Origin of the sequence: Pontibacillus marinus BH030004 = DSM 16465, from assembly GCF_000425225.1 — a bacterium.
Lineage (GTDB): Bacteria > Bacillota > Bacilli > Bacillales > BH030062 > Pontibacillus > Pontibacillus marinus.
The window spans coordinates 24,510-47,841 of the sequence record NZ_AULJ01000044.1 but is presented as its reverse complement, the minus strand read 5'-3'; the positions used below and the strand labels follow the sequence as shown (position 1 = coordinate 47,841).

The 23,332-nt window shown below is 38.9% G+C and carries 23 protein-coding genes, 1 tRNA gene, 1 rRNA gene, 1 other RNA gene and 1 riboswitch; of the genes, 5 read left to right on the top strand and 21 right to left on the bottom strand.

The window, feature by feature from the left end:
• From H514_RS0110780 to tadA, 8 genes are all read right to left on the bottom strand, one after another.
• A 16S ribosomal RNA gene (locus H514_RS0110780) occupies window positions 1-168 on the bottom strand; the annotation flags it as partial.
• Window positions 169-556: 388 nt separating this feature from the next.
• Window positions 557-820 (bottom strand): pro-sigmaK processing inhibitor BofA family protein, encoded by a 264-nt coding sequence (locus tag H514_RS0110775; RefSeq protein ID WP_027446986.1) that lies wholly within the window; start codon window positions 818-820, stop codon window positions 557-559.
• A 70-nt stretch (window positions 821-890) separates the two neighbouring features.
• Window positions 891-1,103, bottom strand: a complete 213-nt coding sequence (locus H514_RS0110770; protein ID WP_027446985.1) for a YaaL family protein — start codon at window positions 1,101-1,103, stop codon at window positions 891-893.
• 17 nt (window positions 1,104-1,120) lie between these two features.
• Window positions 1,121-1,717: a recombination mediator RecR gene (gene recR, locus H514_RS0110765; RefSeq protein ID WP_027446984.1), complete on the bottom strand. Its 597-nt coding sequence runs from the start codon at window positions 1,715-1,717 to the stop codon at window positions 1,121-1,123.
• 11 nt (window positions 1,718-1,728) lie between these two features.
• On the bottom strand, window positions 1,729-2,049 hold the full coding sequence (locus H514_RS0110760) for a YbaB/EbfC family nucleoid-associated protein (RefSeq protein ID WP_027446983.1): 321 nt from the start codon (window positions 2,047-2,049) through the stop codon (window positions 1,729-1,731).
• 13 nt (window positions 2,050-2,062) lie between these two features.
• On the bottom strand, window positions 2,063-3,763 hold the full coding sequence (gene dnaX / locus H514_RS0110755; RefSeq protein WP_027446982.1) for a DNA polymerase III subunit gamma/tau: 1,701 nt from the start codon (window positions 3,761-3,763) through the stop codon (window positions 2,063-2,065).
• Between the two features lie 438 nt (window positions 3,764-4,201).
• Window positions 4,202-4,467, bottom strand: an RNA gene (gene ffs, locus H514_RS24335) — signal recognition particle sRNA large type.
• A 121-nt stretch (window positions 4,468-4,588) separates the two neighbouring features.
• Window positions 4,589-5,056, bottom strand: coding sequence for a tRNA adenosine(34) deaminase TadA (tadA, locus tag H514_RS0110750; protein ID WP_027446981.1), 468 nt, complete (start codon window positions 5,054-5,056; stop codon window positions 4,589-4,591).
• Window positions 5,057-5,129: 73 nt separating this feature from the next.
• On the opposite strand from tadA, the gene H514_RS0110745 reads away from it, so the two are divergent.
• Together H514_RS0110745 and H514_RS0110740 are read left to right on the top strand one after the other, a co-directional pair.
• The gene (locus H514_RS0110745) at window positions 5,130-5,672 is read left to right on the top strand and encodes a cysteine hydrolase family protein (protein WP_027446980.1); all 543 of its coding nucleotides are present in this window, start codon (window positions 5,130-5,132) and stop codon (window positions 5,670-5,672) included.
• A 60-nt stretch (window positions 5,673-5,732) separates the two neighbouring features.
• The gene (locus H514_RS0110740) at window positions 5,733-6,035 is read left to right on the top strand and encodes a LysM peptidoglycan-binding domain-containing protein (RefSeq protein ID WP_027446979.1); all 303 of its coding nucleotides are present in this window, start codon (window positions 5,733-5,735) and stop codon (window positions 6,033-6,035) included.
• Between the two features lie 50 nt (window positions 6,036-6,085).
• On the opposite strand, the gene H514_RS0110735 is transcribed toward H514_RS0110740, so the two are convergent.
• From H514_RS0110735 to aldA, 7 genes are all read right to left on the bottom strand, one after another.
• Window positions 6,086-6,850 carry a DUF3891 family protein gene (locus H514_RS0110735; protein ID WP_027446978.1) on the bottom strand — a complete coding sequence of 255 codons (765 nt, stop codon included), beginning with the start codon at window positions 6,848-6,850 and terminating at the stop codon, window positions 6,086-6,088.
• Between the two features lie 115 nt (window positions 6,851-6,965).
• Entirely contained in the window at window positions 6,966-7,481 is a 516-nt protein-coding gene (locus H514_RS0110730; protein WP_027446977.1) for a type 1 glutamine amidotransferase domain-containing protein, read from the bottom strand.
• A 71-nt stretch (window positions 7,482-7,552) separates the two neighbouring features.
• On the bottom strand, window positions 7,553-8,872 hold the full coding sequence (locus H514_RS0110725; RefSeq protein WP_027446976.1) for a lysine N(6)-hydroxylase/L-ornithine N(5)-oxygenase family protein: 1,320 nt from the start codon (window positions 8,870-8,872) through the stop codon (window positions 7,553-7,555).
• 127 nt (window positions 8,873-8,999) lie between these two features.
• Complete coding sequence (locus H514_RS0110720) at window positions 9,000-9,440, bottom strand: RrF2 family transcriptional regulator (protein WP_027446975.1); 441 nt, start codon at window positions 9,438-9,440, stop codon at window positions 9,000-9,002.
• Window positions 9,441-9,866: 426 nt separating this feature from the next.
• Window positions 9,867-11,177 (bottom strand): lysine N(6)-hydroxylase/L-ornithine N(5)-oxygenase family protein, encoded by a 1,311-nt coding sequence (locus H514_RS0110715; RefSeq protein WP_051255112.1) that lies wholly within the window; start codon window positions 11,175-11,177, stop codon window positions 9,867-9,869.
• Between the two features lie 229 nt (window positions 11,178-11,406).
• Window positions 11,407-13,116 (bottom strand): acetate--CoA ligase, encoded by a 1,710-nt coding sequence (acsA, locus tag H514_RS0110710; RefSeq protein WP_027446973.1) that lies wholly within the window; start codon window positions 13,114-13,116, stop codon window positions 11,407-11,409.
• Between the two features lie 239 nt (window positions 13,117-13,355).
• On the bottom strand, window positions 13,356-14,804 hold the full coding sequence (aldA, locus tag H514_RS0110705) for an aldehyde dehydrogenase (RefSeq protein WP_027446972.1): 1,449 nt from the start codon (window positions 14,802-14,804) through the stop codon (window positions 13,356-13,358).
• A 168-nt stretch (window positions 14,805-14,972) separates the two neighbouring features.
• Window positions 14,973-15,017, top strand: a riboswitch (PreQ1 riboswitch).
• Window positions 15,018-15,088: 71 nt separating this feature from the next.
• Here aldA and queF point away from each other — a divergent pair.
• Together queF and H514_RS0110695 are read left to right on the top strand one after the other, a co-directional pair.
• Window positions 15,089-15,586: a preQ(1) synthase gene (gene queF / locus H514_RS0110700; protein ID WP_027446971.1), complete on the top strand. Its 498-nt coding sequence runs from the start codon at window positions 15,089-15,091 to the stop codon at window positions 15,584-15,586.
• A 47-nt stretch (window positions 15,587-15,633) separates the two neighbouring features.
• Window positions 15,634-16,266, top strand: a complete 633-nt coding sequence (locus H514_RS0110695; RefSeq protein WP_027446970.1) for a queuosine precursor transporter — start codon at window positions 15,634-15,636, stop codon at window positions 16,264-16,266.
• A gap of 43 nt (window positions 16,267-16,309) precedes the next feature.
• Here the strand turns inward: H514_RS0110695 and H514_RS0110690 are convergent, their stop codons facing one another.
• Complete coding sequence (locus H514_RS0110690; RefSeq protein WP_027446969.1) at window positions 16,310-18,022, bottom strand: GMC family oxidoreductase; 1,713 nt, start codon at window positions 18,020-18,022, stop codon at window positions 16,310-16,312.
• Window positions 18,023-18,039: 17 nt separating this feature from the next.
• A complete protein-coding gene (locus H514_RS0110685) occupies window positions 18,040-18,786 on the bottom strand; it encodes a gluconate 2-dehydrogenase subunit 3 family protein (protein ID WP_027446968.1) in 747 nt (248 codons plus the stop codon).
• A 192-nt stretch (window positions 18,787-18,978) separates the two neighbouring features.
• Here H514_RS0110685 and H514_RS0110680 point away from each other — a divergent pair, with 192 nt between their 5' ends.
• Complete coding sequence (locus H514_RS0110680; protein WP_027446967.1) at window positions 18,979-19,575, top strand: hypothetical protein; 597 nt, start codon at window positions 18,979-18,981, stop codon at window positions 19,573-19,575.
• 84 nt (window positions 19,576-19,659) lie between these two features.
• Here the strand turns inward: H514_RS0110680 and H514_RS0110675 are convergent, their stop codons facing one another.
• From H514_RS0110675 to H514_RS0110660, 4 genes are all read right to left on the bottom strand, one after another.
• Window positions 19,660-21,312, bottom strand: coding sequence for a methyl-accepting chemotaxis protein (locus tag H514_RS0110675; protein WP_027446966.1), 1,653 nt, complete (start codon window positions 21,310-21,312; stop codon window positions 19,660-19,662).
• A gap of 3 nt (window positions 21,313-21,315) precedes the next feature.
• Window positions 21,316-22,266, bottom strand: a complete 951-nt coding sequence (locus tag H514_RS0110670) for a BMP family lipoprotein (protein WP_027446965.1) — start codon at window positions 22,264-22,266, stop codon at window positions 21,316-21,318.
• 138 nt (window positions 22,267-22,404) lie between these two features.
• Complete coding sequence (locus H514_RS0110665) at window positions 22,405-22,935, bottom strand: hypothetical protein (protein WP_027446964.1); 531 nt, start codon at window positions 22,933-22,935, stop codon at window positions 22,405-22,407.
• A gap of 121 nt (window positions 22,936-23,056) precedes the next feature.
• Window positions 23,057-23,129 (bottom strand) — tRNA-Arg (locus H514_RS0110660).
• Window positions 23,130-23,332: the final 203 nt, after the last annotated feature.

The following is a 23,332-nucleotide window of genomic DNA, read 5'->3' as shown; positions in this document are numbered from 1 at the left end:
CGGGGTTATCCCGATCTCTCAGGTAGGTTACCCACGTGTTACTCACCCGTCCGCCGCTCGATCCACAACAATCACCCCGAAGGGATCATGTTGTTTCACGCGCTCGACTTGCATGTATTAGGCACGCCGCCAGCGTTCGTCCTGAGCCAAGATCAAACTCTCCATAAGAGTTCGCCTTTGCATCAAAATGATGTCTGGCTTTAAAAAAATAAAAAGTAATTCATTGACGTAACATGTCGTTTCGTTCAGTTTTCAAGGATCAAATGGTGTTTCTTTTATTTCGTCGCCTCAAAACAGCGACTCAATAAATATATCATTTATCCGAAAGAGAGTCAATAACTTTTTGTAAAAAAGTTTATTTGATTGGTTTCTTTCGAATGTTTTGCGTTGCCGCTCTCAATGCGACAATTAATAATGTACCACGCACACAAATCGTACGCAATAGGAAAAAGCGATTTTTATTATTTTTTTGTGATCTCCATGAAAAAAGGCAAGGAAACAAGCCTCCTTACCCTAACAAGATTATATATTTTCCACTGAGGGTTTCTTGTATTTCCTATAAAACAAAAAGGTGAATGGCTACGAGAGAAGCTAACCCTGGTAAACCTAGAAACCCTGAAATTAAAGCTGTAAACACATTAATAGGAATGTGTAACCCCATTGAAGCTCCAAAAACATTAAAGAAGAAAATAAACAACACACCTATTACAACTTTTACCGCCCCGTTAGCCAGAAACTTCATAGGTGTTAAAGGTGCTCCTGCTATTAACAGTATTCCAATGAGAAGTACAATAGAAATAACAATAATGGTTGAACTCAAACAAAACCCTCCTTTGCTTGTCCTTTTGATGTATTCTATGAACAAACAAGGAGGAAAAGAACTTCTATTGTTATCGTGCACTCAAGTTTCGATTGCGCGCCTCTCTTAATAGATAAAAATATTTACATTCTGCTATTGCAAGATCATTTGCACCAGTAGAACTAACATCGACGCTGTGTTTCATAATCTTCCTTAGGGTTGCCACTTCTTCTTTTAGACGCTGAAGATCTTGAAGCAGCCTTTTATCATAATCTTCTTTTTTTACTTTTTTCTTACCAAACATTTTGGAAACACCTACTTCTATAGTTCCCTTCTACCTTCTAGGGCTTTGGATAAGGTTACTTCATCAGCGTATTCAAGGTCTCCACCTACAGGAAGCCCATGAGCAATTCGTGATATTCGGATCCCAGCAGGTTTTACTAACCGTGATATATACATAGCTGTTGCTTCCCCTTCAATATTTGGGTTGGTTGCAACAATAAGCTCTTCAACCCCCTCGTCTTTAAGGCGGTTAATTAGACTTGATATATTAATATCCTCTGGACCCACACCATCCATTGGTGATATAGCTCCATGTAACACGTGATATCGACCACTGAAATCTTTCATCTTTTCCATAGCAATAACGTCTTTTGGATCTTGAACTACACAGATAACTGAGCTATCACGTTCTTCATCCTGACAAATCGCACAAGGGTCCTGGTCGGTAATATGACCACAAGTTGAACAGTGTGTGAGTTCACGTTTGGCATTTACGAGCGATTTTGCAAAATCCAGTACATCGTCTTCTTCCATCTCTAACACGAAAAAAGCCAGGCGTGCAGCCGTCTTCGGGCCTATCCCTGGCAATTTTGTAAAACTATCGATTAATTTGGAAATAGGTTCTGGATAATACATTCAGCTACCCCCTACATTCCAGGGATATTCATCCCTTTAGTGAATTGTCCCATTGTATCGTTTGTTTTATCTTCTACTTGCTTAATAACATCATTTGTTGCAGTAAGGATAAGGTCTTGAAGCATATCTACATCATCAGGATCTACAACGTCTTCTTGAATTTCAACGTCTGTAATTTGTTTTTTACCATTTGCAACTACCTTAACCATTCCGCCACCTGCAGTGGATTCAAACGTCATTTCGTGAAGTTCTTCTTGAGCTTTCTCCATCTTCTTTTGCATCTTTTGCATTTGTTTCATCATATTATTCATGTTTCCCATACCACCCTTCATGGCAGTACCTCCTTTATTCTTCTTGGATTTCTAATAAATCTTCGCCAACAAGTTTACGTGCCTCTGCAATAAGTGGATCTTCTTGAGGTTCAGCCTCTTCCCCATCTTGAGGTTGTTCCTGCTGACGTTGTTTTTGAACATATTCTTCTCTTAGCTCTTGCCAATTATCTTCAGGAATTGGGATGATTTGAACTTCTTTTCCTAGATGATCAGCTAATAATTGTTGAATGACCTCTTGGTTTTCAAGAGCTAAAGAGCAATGAATTTCATATTTAAACGATAACACAATAGCATGGTCCGATGCAGCGCGAGGTTTACTATTCATCAATCGCGCATGCGCAGGTGGACTATTTTGCTTCAAGGAATCCATAAAGCTAGCCCACTGAGTTTGAACCGCTTTTAAATCTTGTTTCGATGCTTCATTCAATACATGTCGTATGCGTTCATAAGGAACTTTATACTGGTTCCTTCTCGTTCTTTGCTGCGGACGTTTTTGCTCTGGTTGAGCTTGCGCGGCATTTGCAGGTGCTTGCTGTATATTTGAAAGCTTCTTCTCAAGCTCATCTACCTTTTTCTGTAGCTTTTGTACAGATTCAGGTTCAATCGCCACTGAAGAATTCGCAGGCGCAGATTGAATATCACAAATATTTAACATAGCAATTTCAATGAAAACCTTCGGACTTGTTGTCCACTTCATTTCCTGCTGGCACTGATTTAATGTTGAGATTGTTTGTTGGATCCAGTTCGGTTGCAACTCTGAACTAAGTTGCTTGAACGCATCATCTGGAATAGCCCGTTCTAAAATCCCCTCTAAACCAGGCGCACTTTGATAGAGCAAAAGATCCCGCAAGTAATAAATTAAATCAAAAATGAATCGACCTGGGTCTTTCCCTTCTTGAATGAGAGAATCAACAAATTGCAAGGCTTCTTTCACTTCATTTTGTTGCAATGCCTGAACGACACCTGCTAGCTTTTGTTGAGAAACCGATCCAGTTACAGCTAGAACATCTTCTATCGTAACTTGTTCTTCACTATAGGAAATCGCTTGATCCAACAAGCTTAAGGAGTCCCTCATACCACCTTCAGCTGAAAGGGCTACAGCTTCAAGGGCATCTTTCGAAACAGGGATATTTTCTTCCTCGGCGATATACTCCATTCGCTCGACCATCGAACGTTGTGAAATCCGTTTAAAATCAAAGCGCTGACAACGAGAAATAATCGTTAACGGAATTTTATGTGGTTCTGTCGTTGCAAGAATGAATATCACGTGTTTAGGTGGCTCTTCTAACGTTTTCAATAACGCGTTAAAAGCCCCAATCGAAAGCATATGCACCTCATCGACAATGTAGACCTTATATTGCACTGCACTTGGAGCGTATTTAACCTTGTCCCGAATATCTCGAATTTGCTCTACGCCGTTGTTGGAGGCTGCGTCAATTTCAATAACATCTGAAACAGAACCATCTTGAATACCAACACAAGCTGAACACTCATTACAAGGTTCCTTAGCAGGTCCACGCTCACAGTTAACAGCTTTGGAAAAGATCTTCGCCGCACTTGTTTTCCCTGTTCCTCGAGGTCCTGAGAACAAATAGGCATGAGAAAACTTTTCTTGTACGATCGCATTTTGCAGTGTGCGCGTGATATGTGATTGTCCGACAACATCAGAAAAGTTTCTTGGTCGCCATACACGATATAATGCCTGATAACTCATTGTCCTCGTTCTCCTTTTTGGTTTCTTCCTAATTATACCGAAAAAAAGCCTTGGTTTTCAAAAAATCTTTTTATATAAGAAAAGTGCAAGTGCCCGTTTAGCAACGAAGGGACTGGACTGAGCCCGTAGTACGATTAACAAAACTTGCTGATTGGCAAGCCACAGGCGCAGACAGAAGCTTAGTTGCTGTGGTACTTTCACCTAGAAATTTTAACTACGTCGAGTTCCTTCTTTGTTAAAATTTCATATCGCAAACGTGTAAAGGAAACACGATGAACCTTGGTGAATCGATGTTGACTTATCGTACGGAGGCGAGGGAAGTCCATTCGTTTCTGGGCACTGGAGCTAGACATTTATGAGCAACACCTTATACTACCCTCACCTTATTGTATAAAAGAAAAACTCACCTTAAACAGGTGAGTTGATTTTATGTATGAGCCGTGCACCCACCTTCGATGAGGTGGCCCCAAGCGTTACTCAAGGTCATGGCTCGACCCAGGCGACCCTGCAACACATCAGAATGACCGCTTACTGCTGCTTCCTTCCGGACCTGACAGGGTTCACGGGTTCCGATTGTGCAGGACCCAGGTGTCAACACCAATCGCTTAAGGCAGGCCTTGAGGCCACCCCACCTCGGGCGGGGATTCGGCCTCGCTATAGCGGATTGCGAGTACAGGGCACCGCTACCTCCCCGCTTAGCACGGCAAGACTGTTATCAATTTTGTTTTGCTCATCTCTATCGATGTGCAATACCTAGTATAGCGACTGTAGATTAAAAATGCAATATCAAATGCTTGTTAATGTTTGTAAACACTTCATCATTTATCATTTGTAACGCTTTTTTTCTTCTCTTAGCTTACGGAAGAAGGTTTTCAGCATGTGACTGCACCGTTCATGTAGAACTTCTGGAATCACTCCGGACTGGTGATTAAATCGTTCATCACCTAGAAGGTTCATTAGTGAGCCTGTACAGCCAGCTTTGGGGTCATATGCTCCAAATACAACCGTCGGAATTCTAGACTGAAGAATAGCTCCTGCACACATTGGACATGGTTCAAGGGTAACATAAAGCGTACATTCCTCTAAACGCCAACTCCCTACTACATCATTAGCTCGCTCGATCGCGATAAACTCAGCATGGGATGAAGTTTTCTGGCTAGACTCCCTTAAATTATGACCTGTAGCAATAACTTCTCCATTTTTTACAATTACAGCTCCAATAGGAACTTCTCCTATATCTTCTGCTTTTTCAGCTTCTTTAATGGCCAATTCCATAAATTCTTCATGATTCATGTTATCACTTCACTTCATTCAGGGTTTAAATTCTTTCAACGTGAAATACTACTATTTGAAAGGAGACATCTTTATGCACCCTCCAAACCAAACTGCAGTATTAATTGTAGATATGATCAACGATTTTCAGTTTTCACATGGAGAAACTTTATTATCTGAAACGAAAAAAATGCTTCCTAATATTATTCAATTAAAACAGTATGCGAAACAACATCATTTCCCTATTATATATGTAAATGATCATTATAGTTTGTGGCAAGCTGATTTACATCGCATCTACCAAAAGTGTCTTCATGATCAAAACCGAGAGCTTCTTGATCAAATTGTTCCACATGAAACAGATTACTTTCTTATTAAACCAAAACACTCCGCTTTTCATCAAACCGCTCTACAAGCTTTGCTATCTGAGCTTGGTATAAAACACCTCATCATCACAGGAATAGCAGGTAACATTTGTGTTTTGTTCACAGCTAATGATGCTTATATGAGGGAATACTCTTTATCTGTACCCCAAGACTGTATCGCTTCAAATGATGAACAGGACAATGCTTATGCGCTAAAAATGATGGAGAATGTACTTAAAGCGGATATAACGCCTACATCACAGTTTTTATAACATACTTCCCTTCTTACTCTCATAAGTTTCTAAGAGAAATAACTTATGAGGGGGATACATGTGCAAATTCACGTTGTGAAAAATGGGGAGAGTCTATACAGTATCGCAAACAAATATAGCGTTAAAATGGATGAAATTATTGTAGCAAATAAACTAGAAGAACCAGCATTTTTAGTGGATGGACAAGCAATTGTTATTCCAGTTAGCGGAGAATATTATTTCGTGAAAAATGGTGATAGCTTAGAATCAATTGCTCACCAATTTGGTCTTACAGCTCAAGAGCTTGCAGAAATTAATGAGTTTCCCATCAATGATTTTCCGCCAGTAGGTTTAAGATTATATATTCCATCACAACTTGAATAAGTATAGACCTTACAGGGAAATCGCTTCAATATAATTCTGAAGGGGCTTTTTTACCTTGGAACAAACTTTATTGTACGGTTATGAAGGACACTTTCCTTCCAAGCTTGGGGAAACCCTACCTCCTCGATTTGCTCTGGTCTTAACTCACGAAAAGGTATATCGACTTGAAAGGTGGATTGAAATGGGAATGGTTCTAATGCTACGGCGTTTTTTCCATCCCAATAAGCAACAATCCCGTCCGGCGCGAAATTAAAACGTTGGGGAAACCCATCTCGAAACCAGGATAATTCCTCTTCTTTCGTTACCCCAGGCTCATTCATACAACAATACAAGGAAAGATCATCACAAAATTGAAGAAGGTCAAAATGAAAGTTCAATTGCTCATCTCCAATCATTTCCCCCAACTCATTCTTCAACTTCTTCTGTCGCGCTTCTTCATCACTAATGAAAGCTTGGATACTCTCATCCTCAGACACTTCTGGAAAAAAAGAACGATAATGCAGACTGCATAACAAGCCTCCATAATTCGATCGCATTTCCACCTGGTCTACACCCTCTTGATAGCGAACCATCTTTTCTTTCATAGGATAATCAATAAATGAATAGGGCTGTTGTTTATCATCATTCCATATTGGGTGCCCGTCAAGAGGAATCCACGCACGATCATGCTGTGCAACAGCGTATTCCACTTGTTCGCGTAGATGCTCCCCTAAAAAACCATCAAACCTCCAATGCATGGCCATGATACCAGAAACCAAAGCGTGGTGATGCTGCTCGAATAAAAACATGCCTTTTTCCATATTTAAAACGATCATGAATGTCACCTCTCTTCCTATTTCTCTTTCTTCTTAAAACTTTCCTTCATTCCTATTAAAAAACAAAGCCCAACCCTCTATTAATGAGAGCTGGGCTGATATCCATTGACTAATCTTACTGTCCTAGAACCTTAAGAGATTCATTGATAAATGCCGGGATATCATCTGGCTGTCGGCTTGTCACTAATTGATTTCCACATACAACAACTTCTTGGTCTTTATAGTTCACACCAGCATACTCCATATCAACAGCAATAGAAGTGAAGCCTGTAGCTGTTCTTCCTTCCAAGGTTTTTGCAGTAATGAGAAGTTGTGGTCCGTGACAGATTGCAAAGACAGGCTTGCCTTCATCCATGAAGTGTTTGGCAAATTTCACGAAACGTTCGTCAGCACGTAATTGGTCTGGGGAGAAACCACCTGGGATGAATAATGCATCAAAGTCTTCAGGTTTCACATCGTCAATGCCTTTATCAATGGTTTCTCCAGCATCTCCTTGTTTCCCTACAACTTTATTTCCTGCTTCTTTTTCAATCGTTGTAACCTCATTGCCGGCATCCCGAAATGCATTTGCTGGTTCTGTGTATTCGACATCTTCAAAAAGATTTGTCATTAAGCAAGCGATTTTACTCATTCCATCATCTCCTTAAAAATCTAATACATTTTGGTCATTCCCGATGAACTCAATCATAAACCTTAGGTGTGTTAACCCTCATCTGTCATACGGAATTGTTGAAAGATTGTATCATGGCCCTCTTCATAAATAGGACGCCCAGACATATAATTAATCATTTTTACATTACGGTTCACTGAAAGCCCTAAGTTATTCGCTCCCGTACCATGAGCATGAGAGATATTGGTGGTGGTGAAGATCTCATTTTTCCGTTCATCTTTAAAAGCGATTTGGCAGTCTTTTGACACTTTAAAATGCTTCTCACTCTCCCAAATGACTTCATGTTCAAATCGATCCATAAACCAATCAGGGATGTTGGGCTTGTATCCCGTAGCAAGTACAACTTTTTCAGTGTCATAAGTGAATGTTTCATCTTTTTGCCATTGATGACAAGTTAAAGAATACTCATGATTTGAATTACGCTGGATTTCTTTAACCTCCGTAATCGGTTGAATGGTCACCCTCTTCCCTTTTCCACCTACTGTTCTTTGATAAAGAAGATCATAAATTTCACTTAGAGTAGAGGGATCTACACCATTTTGTAATGTATGAAGTTTTGGTAAGGTGTTCATTCGTTGTTCATAAGACAATGATTGAAAATAATTCACATAGTCTGGTGAGAAAAACTCTTGAGGTAGCTTTGCTGTATCCAACTGAAAGATACCTGCAGACCTTGTGAACCAAGTTATATAAAAATCATGCTCTTGTTGTTCGTGCAATAGATCTGTGACAATTTCAGCTGCACTCTGACCAGAACCTATCACGGTAATGTGATTGGATTTAAGAAGATGATCTTTTTCATAAAGATAGCGACTTGTATGAACTACATCTTCATTAGGAAGATCTTTTACATTTTCAAAAACTAACGGTTTACTGCCTGTACCAAGGACAACATGTTTTGCATAATAAAAATGCGTTTCGTCTTTTTCTTTATCCAAAACAACAACTTTATAGCACCGCTCTCCTTCATACTCAACATCAACTACATCAATTACTCTACAACCAAAGTGCAGTGCCTTAAGCTGATCTGCTACCCATTGAAGATAATCATTATATTCAGGTCTTGGCACTTCTAACTTTTGAAAAAAGAAAAAAGGATACATCCGACCTTGTTTATGTAAGTAATTCAGAAAGGAATATGGGCTCGTTGGATCGGCAAACGTCACCAAATCCGCCATGAAAGGCACTTGCAGATCTGTACCCTCTATTAACATTCCAGGATGCCATTGCATACGGTGGGTTTCATCAAAAAATAACGCATCAAGATCATCTATACGATCTGTTAAAGCTGCTAAACTTAAATTAAAAGGACCAATCCCTACAGCAATAAAGTCATGTATCTTATTATTCATTCTCCGCACTTCCTTTTAAAAGGTTCTTCATTATGTTCCCTCAAAACCAGAAGAATAAAACAAACGCATGTTTCGAAATTAAAAAAGAGTGAAGCCTTATGACTTCACTCTTTCCCTGAAAATGATCCTATTCACCAATTTCCATTACACTATTCACTTCTACAGTATTCATCAGAACATCATGGAGACTATACTTGTCTAGCTCCTGCAAAAACAAGGTTAAAGCATCATTAAAAATATGAGTTAGCGCATAGCCTGTGTTTAACCCACAATCGTGCTCACTTTTTCCTAACCATTCCACAAGCGTAAAGTCATCCTCCATATTTCTCACGACGTGCCCTACGTTAATATCTACAGGTTCTACAGCTAGACGCATGCCTCCACCACGTCCACGAATCGTATCAATTAGTCCCAGCTTTGATAGTTCGTGTACAATTTTACTGAGATGATTTTGAGATATACCAAAAGAATCCGAAATCTCTTTTATTGAGGAGAGCTCCCCGTTTTCTTTAGAACCTACATAGACAAGTACGCGTAAGGAATAATCGGTATATTTTTTTAAACGCATATAACGTCCCCTTTTTTGCGTGCAAATTCCATTTTTACTATATCATAATAACAATAATCCGTCACAACAACTTTATAAATATAGAAAAGTTCTTAGTATTCAAACCACGAAAAGAAGGCTGTTATTTTATCAATATAAAAGATGCGTCGTGAAGTAACCTTTTTTACAGTATTTCGGTATATTTATTTTATTGTTGTAGGTCGTAGCAAAATTTCTAGTTAAAAGATTCTAGGTAAAAAAGCATGTGCACGGTAAGATGCCTTAGAACAAAAGCACAAGCACCCGTTTAGCAACGAAGGGACTGGACTGAGCCCTTAGTAAGAAACAAGTCACAAATTTTATAATTTCCTAGACTATAAAAAAACTCCAGTGCCCATTTAGCAATGATGGGCACTGGAGCTAGACATCTATGGACTATACCGTTTTTTAACGAACTTGAAATGATTGAAATATACTTTTTTTCGGAAGAGAATATACATTCTTCCCCATTAAATGATTAATAATTACTTTATTACGGTGAACGGCTAGTCCTAGGTTAGTGGACCCAACACCATGAGTGTGCGAAATACCGCTGTGAACATATATTTCATTTGAGGTAGACTCTGATGTTTCAAGGCGATAGTCAGCTTCTACTTTATAGCGCCCTTCTTCATCCCACTGTAAATAAGAGCCTAGATCATGAATAAATTCAGGTACATTTGGACGATAACCTGTTGCCATTATGACAACATCACTTTCATGAGTGAAGCGGTCACCAGATTGCCATTGGCGACATTCAAGTGTGTAACCACCGTTCTCGTTTGGCTTGATATCATTTAACTCTGATAGTACTTGGAGTCCAACATCCGGTTCTTCATGACCAACAGAATATTCATATAATAAATTATAAATATCTGTTATCGTATGGTTGCTAATACCTTTATAATATAAGCCTTGGGTAGCAAATATCTCATCCTTTTTATCCTGAGGAAGACTATAGAAATAGTTCACATAGTCAGGTGAAAAATGCTCAAGGTTCAGCTTCGATTCCTCCATGGAAGCAAACCCTGGAGAACGCGTAATCCAATCTAGTCTAAAACCACAATCACGTTGTTCTTTTAATAACTCTCGAAAGGTCTCTGCTGCACTCTGACCAGAACCTACAACCGTTATAGACTTTGCTTCACGACAACGTTCTTGATGTTCGAGGAATTGCGATGTGTGGAAAACATCATTTGAAGGCAAATCTTGAGCGGAACCAGGCATCGTAGGTGATGTTCCTGTCCCTAAGATCAAATGGCGTGAGTAGTATGTCTTTTTTTCTTCCGTTTCTAGGTCCAACACTTCTACCTCAAAATGAGAATCATGATCTTCAATATGACGTACATTCGTCACTCTTTTACCAAAACGACAACTTTCCAACTGCTCAGCCACCCACTGACAATAATCATTGTATTCCCGACGAGGGATATCTAGGCGCTGTAAGAAGTAAAACTGATACATGCGGTCATGCTCACTAATATAATTTAAAAAGCTATAATGACTTTTCGGATTTGCCATTGTAACCAAGTCAGCTAAAAATGGCACCTGCATTTTAGTTCCTTCAATTAACATCCCTGGGTGCCAATCGAATTTAGGCGTCTGCTCAAAAAACAGTGTATCTACTTCTTCTTGCTCATCTAATAGAGCGGCTAAGCTAAGATTAAATGGGCCTACACCAACTCCGATCAGATCGTACATATTCTTTTGTTCTTCCATTATTTCACTTCCCCTAATGTTTTCGCTGTGTCGGTTTCTACAATAATCGTACCACAATGTTGTGAAAACCTTAACATTAGCGGAGTGAAGGGCTAAAGAAGGACATTCTGGTTGCTACTCTCCCAACCACGTCCCTTTACTTTCGTTTCCAAAATAATAAATGAACACTCTTTCCTAGCGAAACAAAAAAGACTACTAGCTCAGAAGCCAGTAGCCTTTTTGAAGTTTATTATTCTTCTAATGTTGATGTGTCTCCTGTTGGAAGACCAAGCTCCCACGACTTAAGAAGACGACGCATAATTTTACCACTACGCGTTTTTGGAATCTTATCAGCAACTTCAATCTCACGTGGTGCTGCATGGGCACTTAAGCCTTTTTTCACGAACTGACGAATATCTTCTAGTAATTCATCAGATTTATTATATCCATCATTTAACGTGATGAATGCCTTAATAATTTCTCCGCGCTCAGGATCAGGCTTACCGATAACACCTGCTTCAGCCACAGCCTCATGTTCGATTAACTTGGATTCAACTTCAAACGGTCCTACGCGCTCACCGGATGTATTAATCACATCATCTAGGCGACCCTGGAACCAGAAATAACCTTCTTCATCCTTATAAGCACTATCTCCAGAAACATACCAACCGTTTAAGAAATAGCTCTCATACTTTTCGGGACGCTTCCAGATTGCACGCATCATAGATGGCCATGGCGCTTTAATCGCTAAATTCCCCATTTGATTTGGAGGAAGTTCATTTCCTTCATTGTCTATGATAGAAGCTGTAATCCCTGGGAATGGTTTACCCATTGATCCCGGCTTCATATCAAGTGCTGGATAGTTACAAATAAGCTGTGCACCTGTTTCGGTCATCCACCATGTATCATGGATACGTAGTTTGAAGGCATCCATTCCCCAAGCAATAACCTCAGGGTTTAGCGGCTCACCAACACTTAGGACATGACGAAGGTTTGAAATATCAAATGGTTTCACAGCATCTTCTCCAGCACTCATTAACTTACGGAAAGCAGTGGGAGCAGAATACCAAACGGATACCTTATAATCCTGAAGGGTTTTATACCAGTTTTCAGGGCTAAAGCGACCACCAACAATAACGTTTGTTACACCGTTTAGCCATGGACCGAAAATGCCATAACTTGTTCCCGTTACCCAGCCTGGATCTGCTGTACACCAATAGACATCATCTTTTTGAAGGTCAAGGACCCACTTAGCAGTTTGGTAATGCTGTAACATGGCATTATGAACATGATAAACCCCTTTTGGCTTACCTGTAGAACCAGATGTGTAATGAAGTAGCATCCCATCTTCTAAATCTACCCACTCAATATCAAAGCTCTTAGAAGCTTGCTCCATTTCTTTATAAAAATCAATATGATCACTTGAGTTTGTGTCTCCAACAAGAACAATTTTCTCAAGGTTTGGAAGTTCATTTACTGGAACACGATTTAATAATTCAGGTGTAGTGATAAGCATTTTTGCTTCACTATCTTCTAAACGATCACGAACAGCTTGTTCCATAAATGCTTCAAAAAGTGGTCCCGCAATAGCACCCACCTTTAAAATTCCCAAGAAGGACATGTAGAATTCCGGACTGCGTGGCATGAATAGAAAGACTCGGTCGCCTTTTTCAATTTCATGCTTCTTCAGAACGTTCGCAAACTGGTTACTTTTTTGCTTTAACTCAGAGAAAGTAAGTTTCTCTTCACGATCAGGTGCCGTATAGATAAGAGCTGTTTGATCAGCTTTGTCTGGATTATCAGCATGTCGGTCAATGGTTTCGTAAGCGATATTGACCTTACCAGAGTCATACCAGCTGAACTCTTTCTTCACTTCTTCCCAGTTAAAGTTTTTGTACATTTCTTCGTAGTTTTCTAGGTTGTAGTTTCCTGTCATTGTTTCAATGCGTTGCATGTTCATCAGATCACCTCGTCCATAAAGATTGTAAACGATTTCAGATAACGCAAAATTTTTTAGTATCTATACATATCTATGCACAGTACTAAACACTTATTAAAATTTTTAAAAAATTTAGTGAATTACTTTCTATTTTAGAGGATTCATTATGTTTTTTAAAGTGAAAAGCTATTATTAAATAGGAAAAAGTTAGAATATATAAATTAAAAATAGAGCTCAGATATCCCGAGCTCTATTTCCTATTATTTCTTATCCGTGTTGTAATCCATATACACAACTTGCGTTACAAGAAAGTCTTCCATTCCGTGCTTACCATCAGCACCACCAAGCCCTGATTTACGCATTCCCTGATGATAACCTTGTACCGCTTCAAAGTTTTCACGATTTACGAATGTTTCACCAAATTTCAGTTCATTTACCACACGCATAGCCTCGCTAAGATCTTGTGTATAAACACTAGATGACAGACCATAATCTGTATCATTGCCTAGTTCAATTGCTTCATCAATTGTTGAGAATGTCATTACTGGGATAACAGGGCCGAAGATCTCCTCTTGAATAATCTCCATATCTTGCTTCACATTTGTAAGAATTGTTGGCTCATAGAAGAACCCACTTGTATTTTCTTTACGTTTTCCACCTGTAACGAGGTTTGCCCCTTCCTTACGTGCATTTTGCACCATCTCATCAACCTCTTGGAGACGGTCTTCACTAATAAGTGGCCCTACATCAGCCTGTTGATTTTTTAATGGGTCATCAAGTGACTGATTCTGGAACTCCTCTTTCAATCGATTTACAAACTGATCCTTTAATGATTCATGAACATAAACACGTTCTGCATTCGTACAAGCCTGTCCATTATTAGCTAGGCGTGAGATTTTAATATTTTCCACGGCTGTTTCAATATCTGCATTAGCCGTTACGATTGCTGGCGCCTTTCCTCCAAGCTCTAGATTCACTTTCGTAATGTTCTGTGCTGCTGCTTCCATTACTTTAGTTCCAGCTCCTACACTTCCTGTCATAGAAATCATATGCACGTTTTCGTGAGAGGCTAGTGCATGACCAATTGTGCCACCTGTACCTGTAATGTAGTTATAGAGGCCTGAAGGAAGATCCATTGAATCTATTATTTTAGTGAATTCTGCAGCTGTATTTGGAGTTTGTTGACTTGGTTTAAGAACAATGGAACAACCTGTAACAAGTGCTGTTGCTACTTTCCTTGCTAAAATAAATACAGGGAAGTTCCATGGTACAATGCCTGCAACGACTCCAATTGGCTTTTTATAGATTAAGATATTTTCATTTGGTCGATCACTTGGCACAATTTCCCCTTCGATACGTCGTGCCCATTCCGACATATAACGGAAGTAATCAATCGCTAAATCCACTTCACCGCTAGCCAATTCATAATCTTTGCCCTGTTCTTGTTGTAAAAGCTCTATAAAGGTATCTCTTTTCTCCTCAATTTGGTCACCCATATAGCGAACGGCCATCCCTCTTTTGATCGCAGGGGTCTTTTCCCATTCCTTTTGGGCTTTTAAGGCAGCTTGTACGGCTTTGTTGACATCTTCCTCAGTTCCTTTAGGTGTTCTTGATATAACTTCTTCTGTAGCAGGATTGATTACATCTATTGTTTCGTTTCCTGTTGATTCAGCATATTGTCCATCAATATAAAGTCTATGTGTTTGCATTCCATTTCCCTCCTTCATGATGGTAGGGGTCTTTTCCTCGTGACCAAAACTATCAAACATTTGAACATGCTATGCTAGCTTGGAGGTCTGTTGACAGGTATAGGAAGGGGGGATATAATAAAGTCGCAAACAAATGGATACAATTTTAATCATAAAATTCCGTTTAAGTCGGGAGAGGTTCTAGCTCAACCCTCTATAAAAAACTAAGGGACGACACGTATGCCATCTCCTTAGGAATGGCTTTTTTTATTGGAAAAATATAAACCAACAGAGGTGAAGACACCATGGCAGGACGAAAAGATGAAGAACTAACCGATGTAACGCTTCTTGGAAATCAAGGCACACCGTATAGTTTTGAATATAACCCTGAAATCCTTGAAAGTTTTGATAACCAGCATCCGTACCGTGATTACTTTGTGAAATTTAACTGCCCTGAATTTACGACACTTTGTCCGAAAACAGGTCAGCCTGATTTTGCAACGATCTATATTAGTTATATTCCAGATGAAAAAATGGTGGAAAGTAAATCCCTTAAGCTATACCTGTTCAGCTTCCGTAACCACGGAGACTTTCATGAGGATAGTGTAAACATCATCATGAACGACCTTATCGAATTGATGGATCCTCGCTATATTGAGGTATGGGGGAAATTTACTCCACGTGGCGGTATTTCCATTGATCCGTATTGTAACTATGGGAAATCAGACACAAAGTATGAAAAAATGGCTGAGCACCGTATGATGAACCACGATATGTATCCAGAAACGATTGATAATCGTTAAGAGGGTTTGCTAGAACTACCTCCTCCCTGCAAAGGAGAGAGATCAATATGTTAATGTATTTGAACGCATTGTTTGTTGGGTTACTCATTTTATCCAATATTATAGGCGTCAAGCTGTTTAGCGTAGGAAACTTTGTCCTACCTGCAGCAGTAATCGTATATGTTGTCACATATTTAGTGACAGATGTTATCGGAGAAGTCTATGGGAAAGAAACAGCAAAGAAGACTGTAAAAGCTGGATTTTTAACACAGATTATAGCTATGATTTTTATTATGATCGCTATCAACCTTCCAGCCGCTCCTATTTTTGAAAAACAAGCTGAATTTTCTACAATCCTTGGTGGTAGTTTCCAAGTGATGCTAGCTAGTCTTATCTCTTATCTTGTTAGTCAAAATACGGATGTTTGGATATTTCATAAATTAAAAGCGAAACATGGTAACAAAAAACTTTGGTTGCGAAACAACTTATCTACTATGACAAGTCAGCTCTTAGATACAACTGTATTTATCACGATTGCTTTCTATGGTCTTCCATGGAGCATAATCCTTGGAATGATTGGAACACAATACGCATTTAAGTTCCTTGTAGCTGTAATTGATACACCGATTGCTTACTTGCTTGTTAAAATGGCTAAAAGAGAAAAGCATTCAACTTCAACAGGTGCAGAGGTTACTTCTTAATAAAGACAAAAAGGGAGCTACAATTACATGTAGCTCCCTTTTTTCACACTAATAATTCTCCGTTTTTCCGGTACATTTTGATCCCTTCAGCTGCTCTATATGCTAAAGCTCCCACAGTGTCAGTCGGATTCACCCCACCGTTGTGTGGAAAAGCGCTGGCTCCTACAACAAACAGATTATCTGCATCCCAGTGCTGTAAATAACTATTCACTACAGAAGTATTAGGATCCTCTCCCATTATTGCTCCTCCTGTATTATGTGTTGTCTGATAGGGCACGATGCTATAATCCTTAAGCTCTGGATGAGGAACGGTTTTAGATGCTCCCATTCTCTCCGATATTTCAGCTGTCTTTTTCGTTATATATCTATGAAGCTTTTTATCTTGATCCGTAAAATTGTATGTCATCCTCAGAAGGGGCAAACCGTATGCATCCTTATAAGTCGGATCAAGATCAAGATAGTTCTCACGGTGAGGAAGGGATGCGCCCTGTGAACCTACTGATAATGTTCGTGTGTAATACTTTATCGAATTTCTTTTGAATTCTTTGCCCCATCTTGGCGTATCAGGTGGGGTTGGGTTGTTTGCAATTGGCCTTTTCCCCGTTTGTGTGATGGAAATAACACCTCCATGGATAAAATCAAGATCTGAGTGATCAAAGTTATCCCCGTAAAAATCATTTATAGACGTTCCGAGTGCTCCCGCTCCCATAAAAGAATTAAACTGCTCTTCATCATAAAATCCCGTAGCCCCTGGTAATATTTGATAACAATAGCTACGTCCAACGACACCACGTCCTGTATTTGGATTGTATGGTTCTCCGATATTAGACATTAGCAAAAACTTCACATTGTTCATGACGTAAGATGTTAGGGCCACAACTTCTGCAGGCTGAATGTATTCTTCACCACTATAAATATCTACATATTTCACACCCGTAACCTTCTCTCCATCATAGAGGACCTCTGTCACATTGGAGTGATAGCGAATTTCATAATTCCCTGTTTTCTTAGCAGCAGGGATAACGGTTACAACAGGATCTGATTTCGCTCCATATTCACACCCGAAACGCTCACAAAAAGCACAATACTGACAAGCATTAATCTGTTGATCATATTGATTCATGTATGGTTCTGATAGATTTGCTGAGGGGATTTGGTAAGGTTGGTATCCTAATTGTTTGGTTGCTTTTTTAAACTTTTCTAAAATAGGCGTACTTTTCATCGGAGGAGTCGGATATGGATTACTGCGCTTTCCAGCCATAGGGTTTTCCTCTCCAGAAATTCCACACGCTTTTTCAAATTGATCATAATAGGGTTCCATCTCATTGTAGGTAATGCCCCAATCCTGAACGAGATAGTCTTTTTTTATTTTTTCTTTGCCATATTTCTTTTCGGTCAATGATTTAATTTCAAAATCGTATGGAAAGAAGCGGTACGTTTGTCCGTTCCAGTGAACCCCTGCCCCTCCCAGATTCTCTCCTAAAAGAAACGAACCTAGCTGTCTCATAGGAAGAGCACGTTGACCCCGGTTGTTTCGAAATGTAATGGTTTCCTTGGATACATCTTGCATGAGTTTATACCTTAGCGCATATCGAAGTTCATCATGACCGTGTAAATAATCTGCTGTTGTACGTTCCTTTCCACGTTCAAGACCAACCACTTTCATTCCATCCCTAGCTAATTCAGCTGCTAAAATTCCACCTGTCCAACCAACGCCTACTGTTACAACGTCAACTTTCGGTAATGTTTTTGGCACTTCAGTATCCCCCTTTCTTATTTGTTCAACATATTGTGTAAACTTTGAGGTTTCATTTCTATGAATTGATCGCTCTGAATCTGACGGATATAAGCCATTTGAGCACCTGGAAAGTCTTTCATTTTCCAGCCCTCCATATTTCGATTCCCACCATACATGGGGTCTGCATATACTCCTTCAATAGTAGCTGCACGCATGAGCTCGAAAAACTCTGCTGAACTCGTACCTGACATGTTCACTTTATTCTGGGCAAATGCTGACAGAATGTTGTCTTGTTGATCCGCTTCTAACTCTTGAAAACTCTTTTGAAATTCCATTTGACTCATGACTTTTATTTTTTGAATTCCTTGCCTAAAGATCTCGCCACGATTTAAGCGGGATTGATACCCTTGTGTCCGTTTACCTTTATAAAATGGACCCAGCATGTATTCTTTTGTGTTATTTCCCCAAGGACCAGCTAATTGATGATCAATATAGAAAGGAACCCCTAATCGAATGGCACCAGGTCCGTTTTCATCATCAGGAAATATTCGTTCACAGCTTGAAGCAAGCACACGAAAGTCATCACGATTCGTGAAAAACATAAACGCATCGTTAAAATGATCATTCGATAAATTCGGATCAGAGGGGTTTGTTTTCGGATCCTCTTCCATGACTTGTTTCGTTATTAAACTAGCAATTAACCCTCCACCTACTAATCCACCTGCAGCATAGCCACTTTTACGCAAAAATTCTCTACGACTATACGTCTCTTCATCTGCCATATATAGCCCTCCTCGACAGTATAGATAGCATTCATTATTTCTTTTTTCATAGATTTTATACACGCTAAGAATTTTAAAAATGTAAGATTAGGATTTTCTTTCTTGTGCATTTTCATTATAATGAGTGAAAATGGTTAAATTTTCTAAAATATTGAGAAGTAGAGAGAAGAAATTTTCAGGGGGATCAATTCGATGCAAAAAATGATAGGGTACGATACAAAGCCTTTAAAAATTAGTTTTATTGTGGTTAGTTTTATTAGTAGTTTTTTTATGCCATTCGTATTTGTAATTTTACTCCATGACGTGTTTCACTTTTCTAAGAGTCATTGGTTCTTCCGAGCACCTTTTTCTGCTTATATATTAGGGTTTAGTGGTTTGTTTTTATTAAGTATGTTTCTGACGCTTGATGAAATGATTCGTTCCAAACGCGAGGATACTGGTAAAAGTACAGGACCATGGCTTATCTTATTATCTTTTATAATCTCAGTTACTTGTTATGTGTACGCAGCTAACAATTATTATTTCTTTGATGATAAAGGGCTTCACTATAACAAAACATTCGAACTTAGCCAGAGAGACCTCAATTGGGATGACTTCTCAAAAGTCGAACAGATTGTTACAAGGGAAAATAACATGGAGGTTTATAAAGAACACATCTTTATAACAAAAAGTGGAGAAGAATTCGTGATCCCCTATGAGCCAGAGTTCCGAGATCACCGCAGTAAAATTCTCTATTTAGTTGAACGAACGAATACGCCTATTGTAGAGCGTTTCGTTGAAAGTGAATAATATAAAAACTGGACAGATACGAACCTAGCAATTAGATCCTCCTCTGTCCAGTTTTCTTTTTGAAATGTTGCTCGTTACTGAAAATTATACCTTGAATTTCTGCAATTGATCATCGAGATTGGAAATTAAGTCTCGTAAACTCTGCACCTTTTCCTGAACAGTCTCAAATGAACGTTGCTGTTGTTCAGTGGAGGCATGAATTTCTTCTGTACTTGCAGCTGTTTCTTCAGTTACAGCACTAATGTTTTGTTGGCTGGCTGCTATTTGTGCAGCTATAGAATTGGACTTCTCAACACCTTCAGCAAGGGTCTCTAACTCTTCATGAATAACAGATACCTGTTGATCAATATGAGAAAACGCCCCTTCTGTATGTTCCATAGATTGCTGTTGCTCTTGAGACAAGTTCATTGAACGTTCTGTTACTTCTTGAATATTGGTTACTCCATTTTGAATATGTTGAACCATTTCAAATATTTGTTTTGTAGCCTTCGTCGATTCATCTGCTAGTTTACGAACTTCCTCCGCTACAACAGCGAATCCTTTACCATGCTCACCTGCTCGAGCTGCTTCAATAGCTGCGTTAAGGGCTAGTAAATTCGTCTGTTCTGCAATTTCATTAACGAGTTGAACTGTATTTTCTATCTCATCCGTATACTGAACAAATGATTGAACAGAATTCTCTACTTGCTTCATAGATTGAACACTTTCATCTACAATTTGTCGCTGGTTAGATAAGGATTCTTGACCTTGATTAACAGACTGTAATGCATCACGACTTTGAGTTCTAGATTGCTTCGTTGCTTCTACATTTGCTTCGAAATCACTTGCCATATTATCGATTAATGAACTAGATTCTTGAATATCAGAGGAGATAGATTGGCTCCCTTGAGCTAATTCTTCTGTAGATGAAGCGACTTGTTTGGACCCTTCCGTTAACATATTCACTTCTCTAGTTAGATCCTCACTGAATTCATTGACTTCACGGTTCATCGTATCAATCGATTTAATCGTGTCTGTTAAACTCGTCATCATGTATTGAAAGGCTGACTCTAATTGACCAATCTCATCTTTTCGAGTCTTGGTCTCTTGTATTTCAACGGTTAGATCTCCTTCAGCCACTTGATTTGCCTTTTCGGCTAACCTCTGAATAGGTGTTGCTGTTTTTCTAGTTAAGATACCGGATGCAATAACAGATAAAATAATGAGTACAACACTCGCTATAACTGTAAACCATATGAGTTGCTGAATATCCGCTTTTCTTTGTGCCATCTCTTTTTCATACCATTGATTGGCAGAACGGTTTAACATGAACACATCATTTAAAATTCCACCTGTACGAGCCGCCTGACGTTTCACTTCATTCACATCACTTGACTGTAACGCTTCTTGAGCGGTCGTTGATAGCTTCTCATACTTATCACTTATGCGTTCATACCAATGCATCTGATCATCCGTTTTCAATTGACCTTTTAAGTCATTAAGGTCATTCTGAATTTTTTGTACAGCTGAAAGTGCTGCTATTTTGTTTCCTTCAGAAGCATTTGAAGAATAATGACTTAATGCTTGTTCAGCAGATATAAAATCTCCATTTAATGTTTCTGCTGTTAACAACAGCTCTACTTCATTGCTTGAAGACCTCTGTAAATCCACCATTTGCGAAATGATAAAACCAATAAGAAGTAGGCTAATGACTAATGGAATGGATGAAAATAAAATGATTCGCTTCCCAATCGACATGTTCTACTCCCCCTTTTCCTTTGCTTTTTCTAAAATTGCTTGTTCATCACTTGTTAATTGAATAATCCGGATTGGAGCAAGCCCCACTCCACCTTGTTCTAAGCCAAGCTCAAGATGCTCTCCAGTAAATTCTTGATTACTCTTTAAGCGTTTCGCCATATCATACAAAGCAATATCTACTCGTTTAAGCATGGAGGTTACGATGGCTTCTTCAGCTAAATAATACTGATCACTATCCACACCAAAAGCATATTTGCCCTGTGCTTGAGCTTCTTTTAATGCACCAATCCCCGAAAAACCTGCTGCAGGGAAAACAAAATCAGCGCCTTTCTGAATTTGTTTCTGAGCTACTTCAGCGCCTTTTTCATCATCTTCAAATGTGTTTGTGTAATTCACCAATACTTCCGCATCCGGGTTCGCTTGCTTCACGCCTTCTCGAAAACCCTTTTCAAAGTTTTGTACTACAGGAATATCCTCTCCACCGATAAATCCAACCGTATTACTTTCTGTGCGCATTCCAGCAATTAACCCTATAAGCTTACTACCTTCATCTTCTTTGAAAGTAATCGATGTTATATTGTCATAATCTGAAACGGAATCGATTAATACAAACTCTTGCTCTGGATACTTTTCAGCCAAGGCTTCCATAGCAGCTTGTGAACGAAAGCTTAAACCAATAATTAAATCATGGCCTTCCTGAATTAGTTCCTCCATATGTTTTTTATGTCCACCTTCAAGCGGCTCACGATAATCAAATAGAATTCCTTCTTCATCTCGGGCACGTTCTAAACCTTTAAATGCTGAATCACTAAAGGACTCATCCCCTAATCCACTTTGCGTCACAACAAGACCGATACTCTTTTGCTCTGAAGATGCTTTCGTTTCTTCTTTCGTGCTACATGCACTTAAAACGAATGCAAAGACTGCCAAAACAACTAAAAGACTTTTCTTCAATTGAAACTCTCCTTATTTATGTAATGTTTGTTGTATGATGTCAGACATCATATGTATCGGATGGTTATGACTAATGTTGTATATGAAATATAAGAAAAAATAAAAGACATGGTTTATAAACCATGTCTTTAGAGTTCATTATTCTTCAGTAGTTGCATCTTTAGTAAAATTAACGACTAATGGAAGCTGTACAATTGCTTCAGGCTCGCCTTCTTCCCCCCATATTGCCGTAATCATGTAATATTCTTTTTTCTTATCACTACGAACTAAGTTAAAAGCTTGATTAACAATTTCTTGTTTTTCATTTGAAGATGGAGATTGAAAGTATAACTTAGAAGGGCTATTCATAGGAAAGGATATTTCTACTGTATCTCCGTCACTAGCTTGTACGTTTGCAGCACCTTGACTCTTAAAGTAAGCTTTCCACTCTTCACCCTCTGGTACAGCCTTAACTGCATCTTTCGTTTTCCCTTTACATTCTTCTTTACCTAAGCATTCTAAGCGAGGTGTTACCGCTACATTTTTTCCGTTAATTCTTAAATTAATTTGATTTACCTCATCTTTAGAGAAGGTTCCATTTTCTTCAGCTTTATCGGAACTCTCTTTTGTTGAACATGCAGATAATAATAAAACCGACGCCATTATAATAAACCATATTGATTTCTTCATAAGTAACTCACCTCTAATTAGTCTTTTGGATTGTTTTCCATTTTGAGATGAGCTTCAAACTTTTAATGGTATTCGATTAATTAGGCGATACAGTCTCAATTTCGTTATTGAGAATTTCAAACGGCCCCGGCAGGATTCGAACCTGCGACGCATGGTTTAGGAAACCAACGCTCTATCCCCTGAGCTACGGGGCCATAATGGGATTGTAATGTGCACTTTATTATAAATAACCTTTTCTAATTTGAAAAGCTTGCTGCACTAAGGTTTAAGATGAATGAATCTTCACATAATTTTGTGATTTTTATCTATGGAATGAATTTCAGTCGTTTCACATGTTACTTCCAATCCAATGGTATGATAAAATATAATTTGTCTGTCAGAACGTATCGAATTTTGA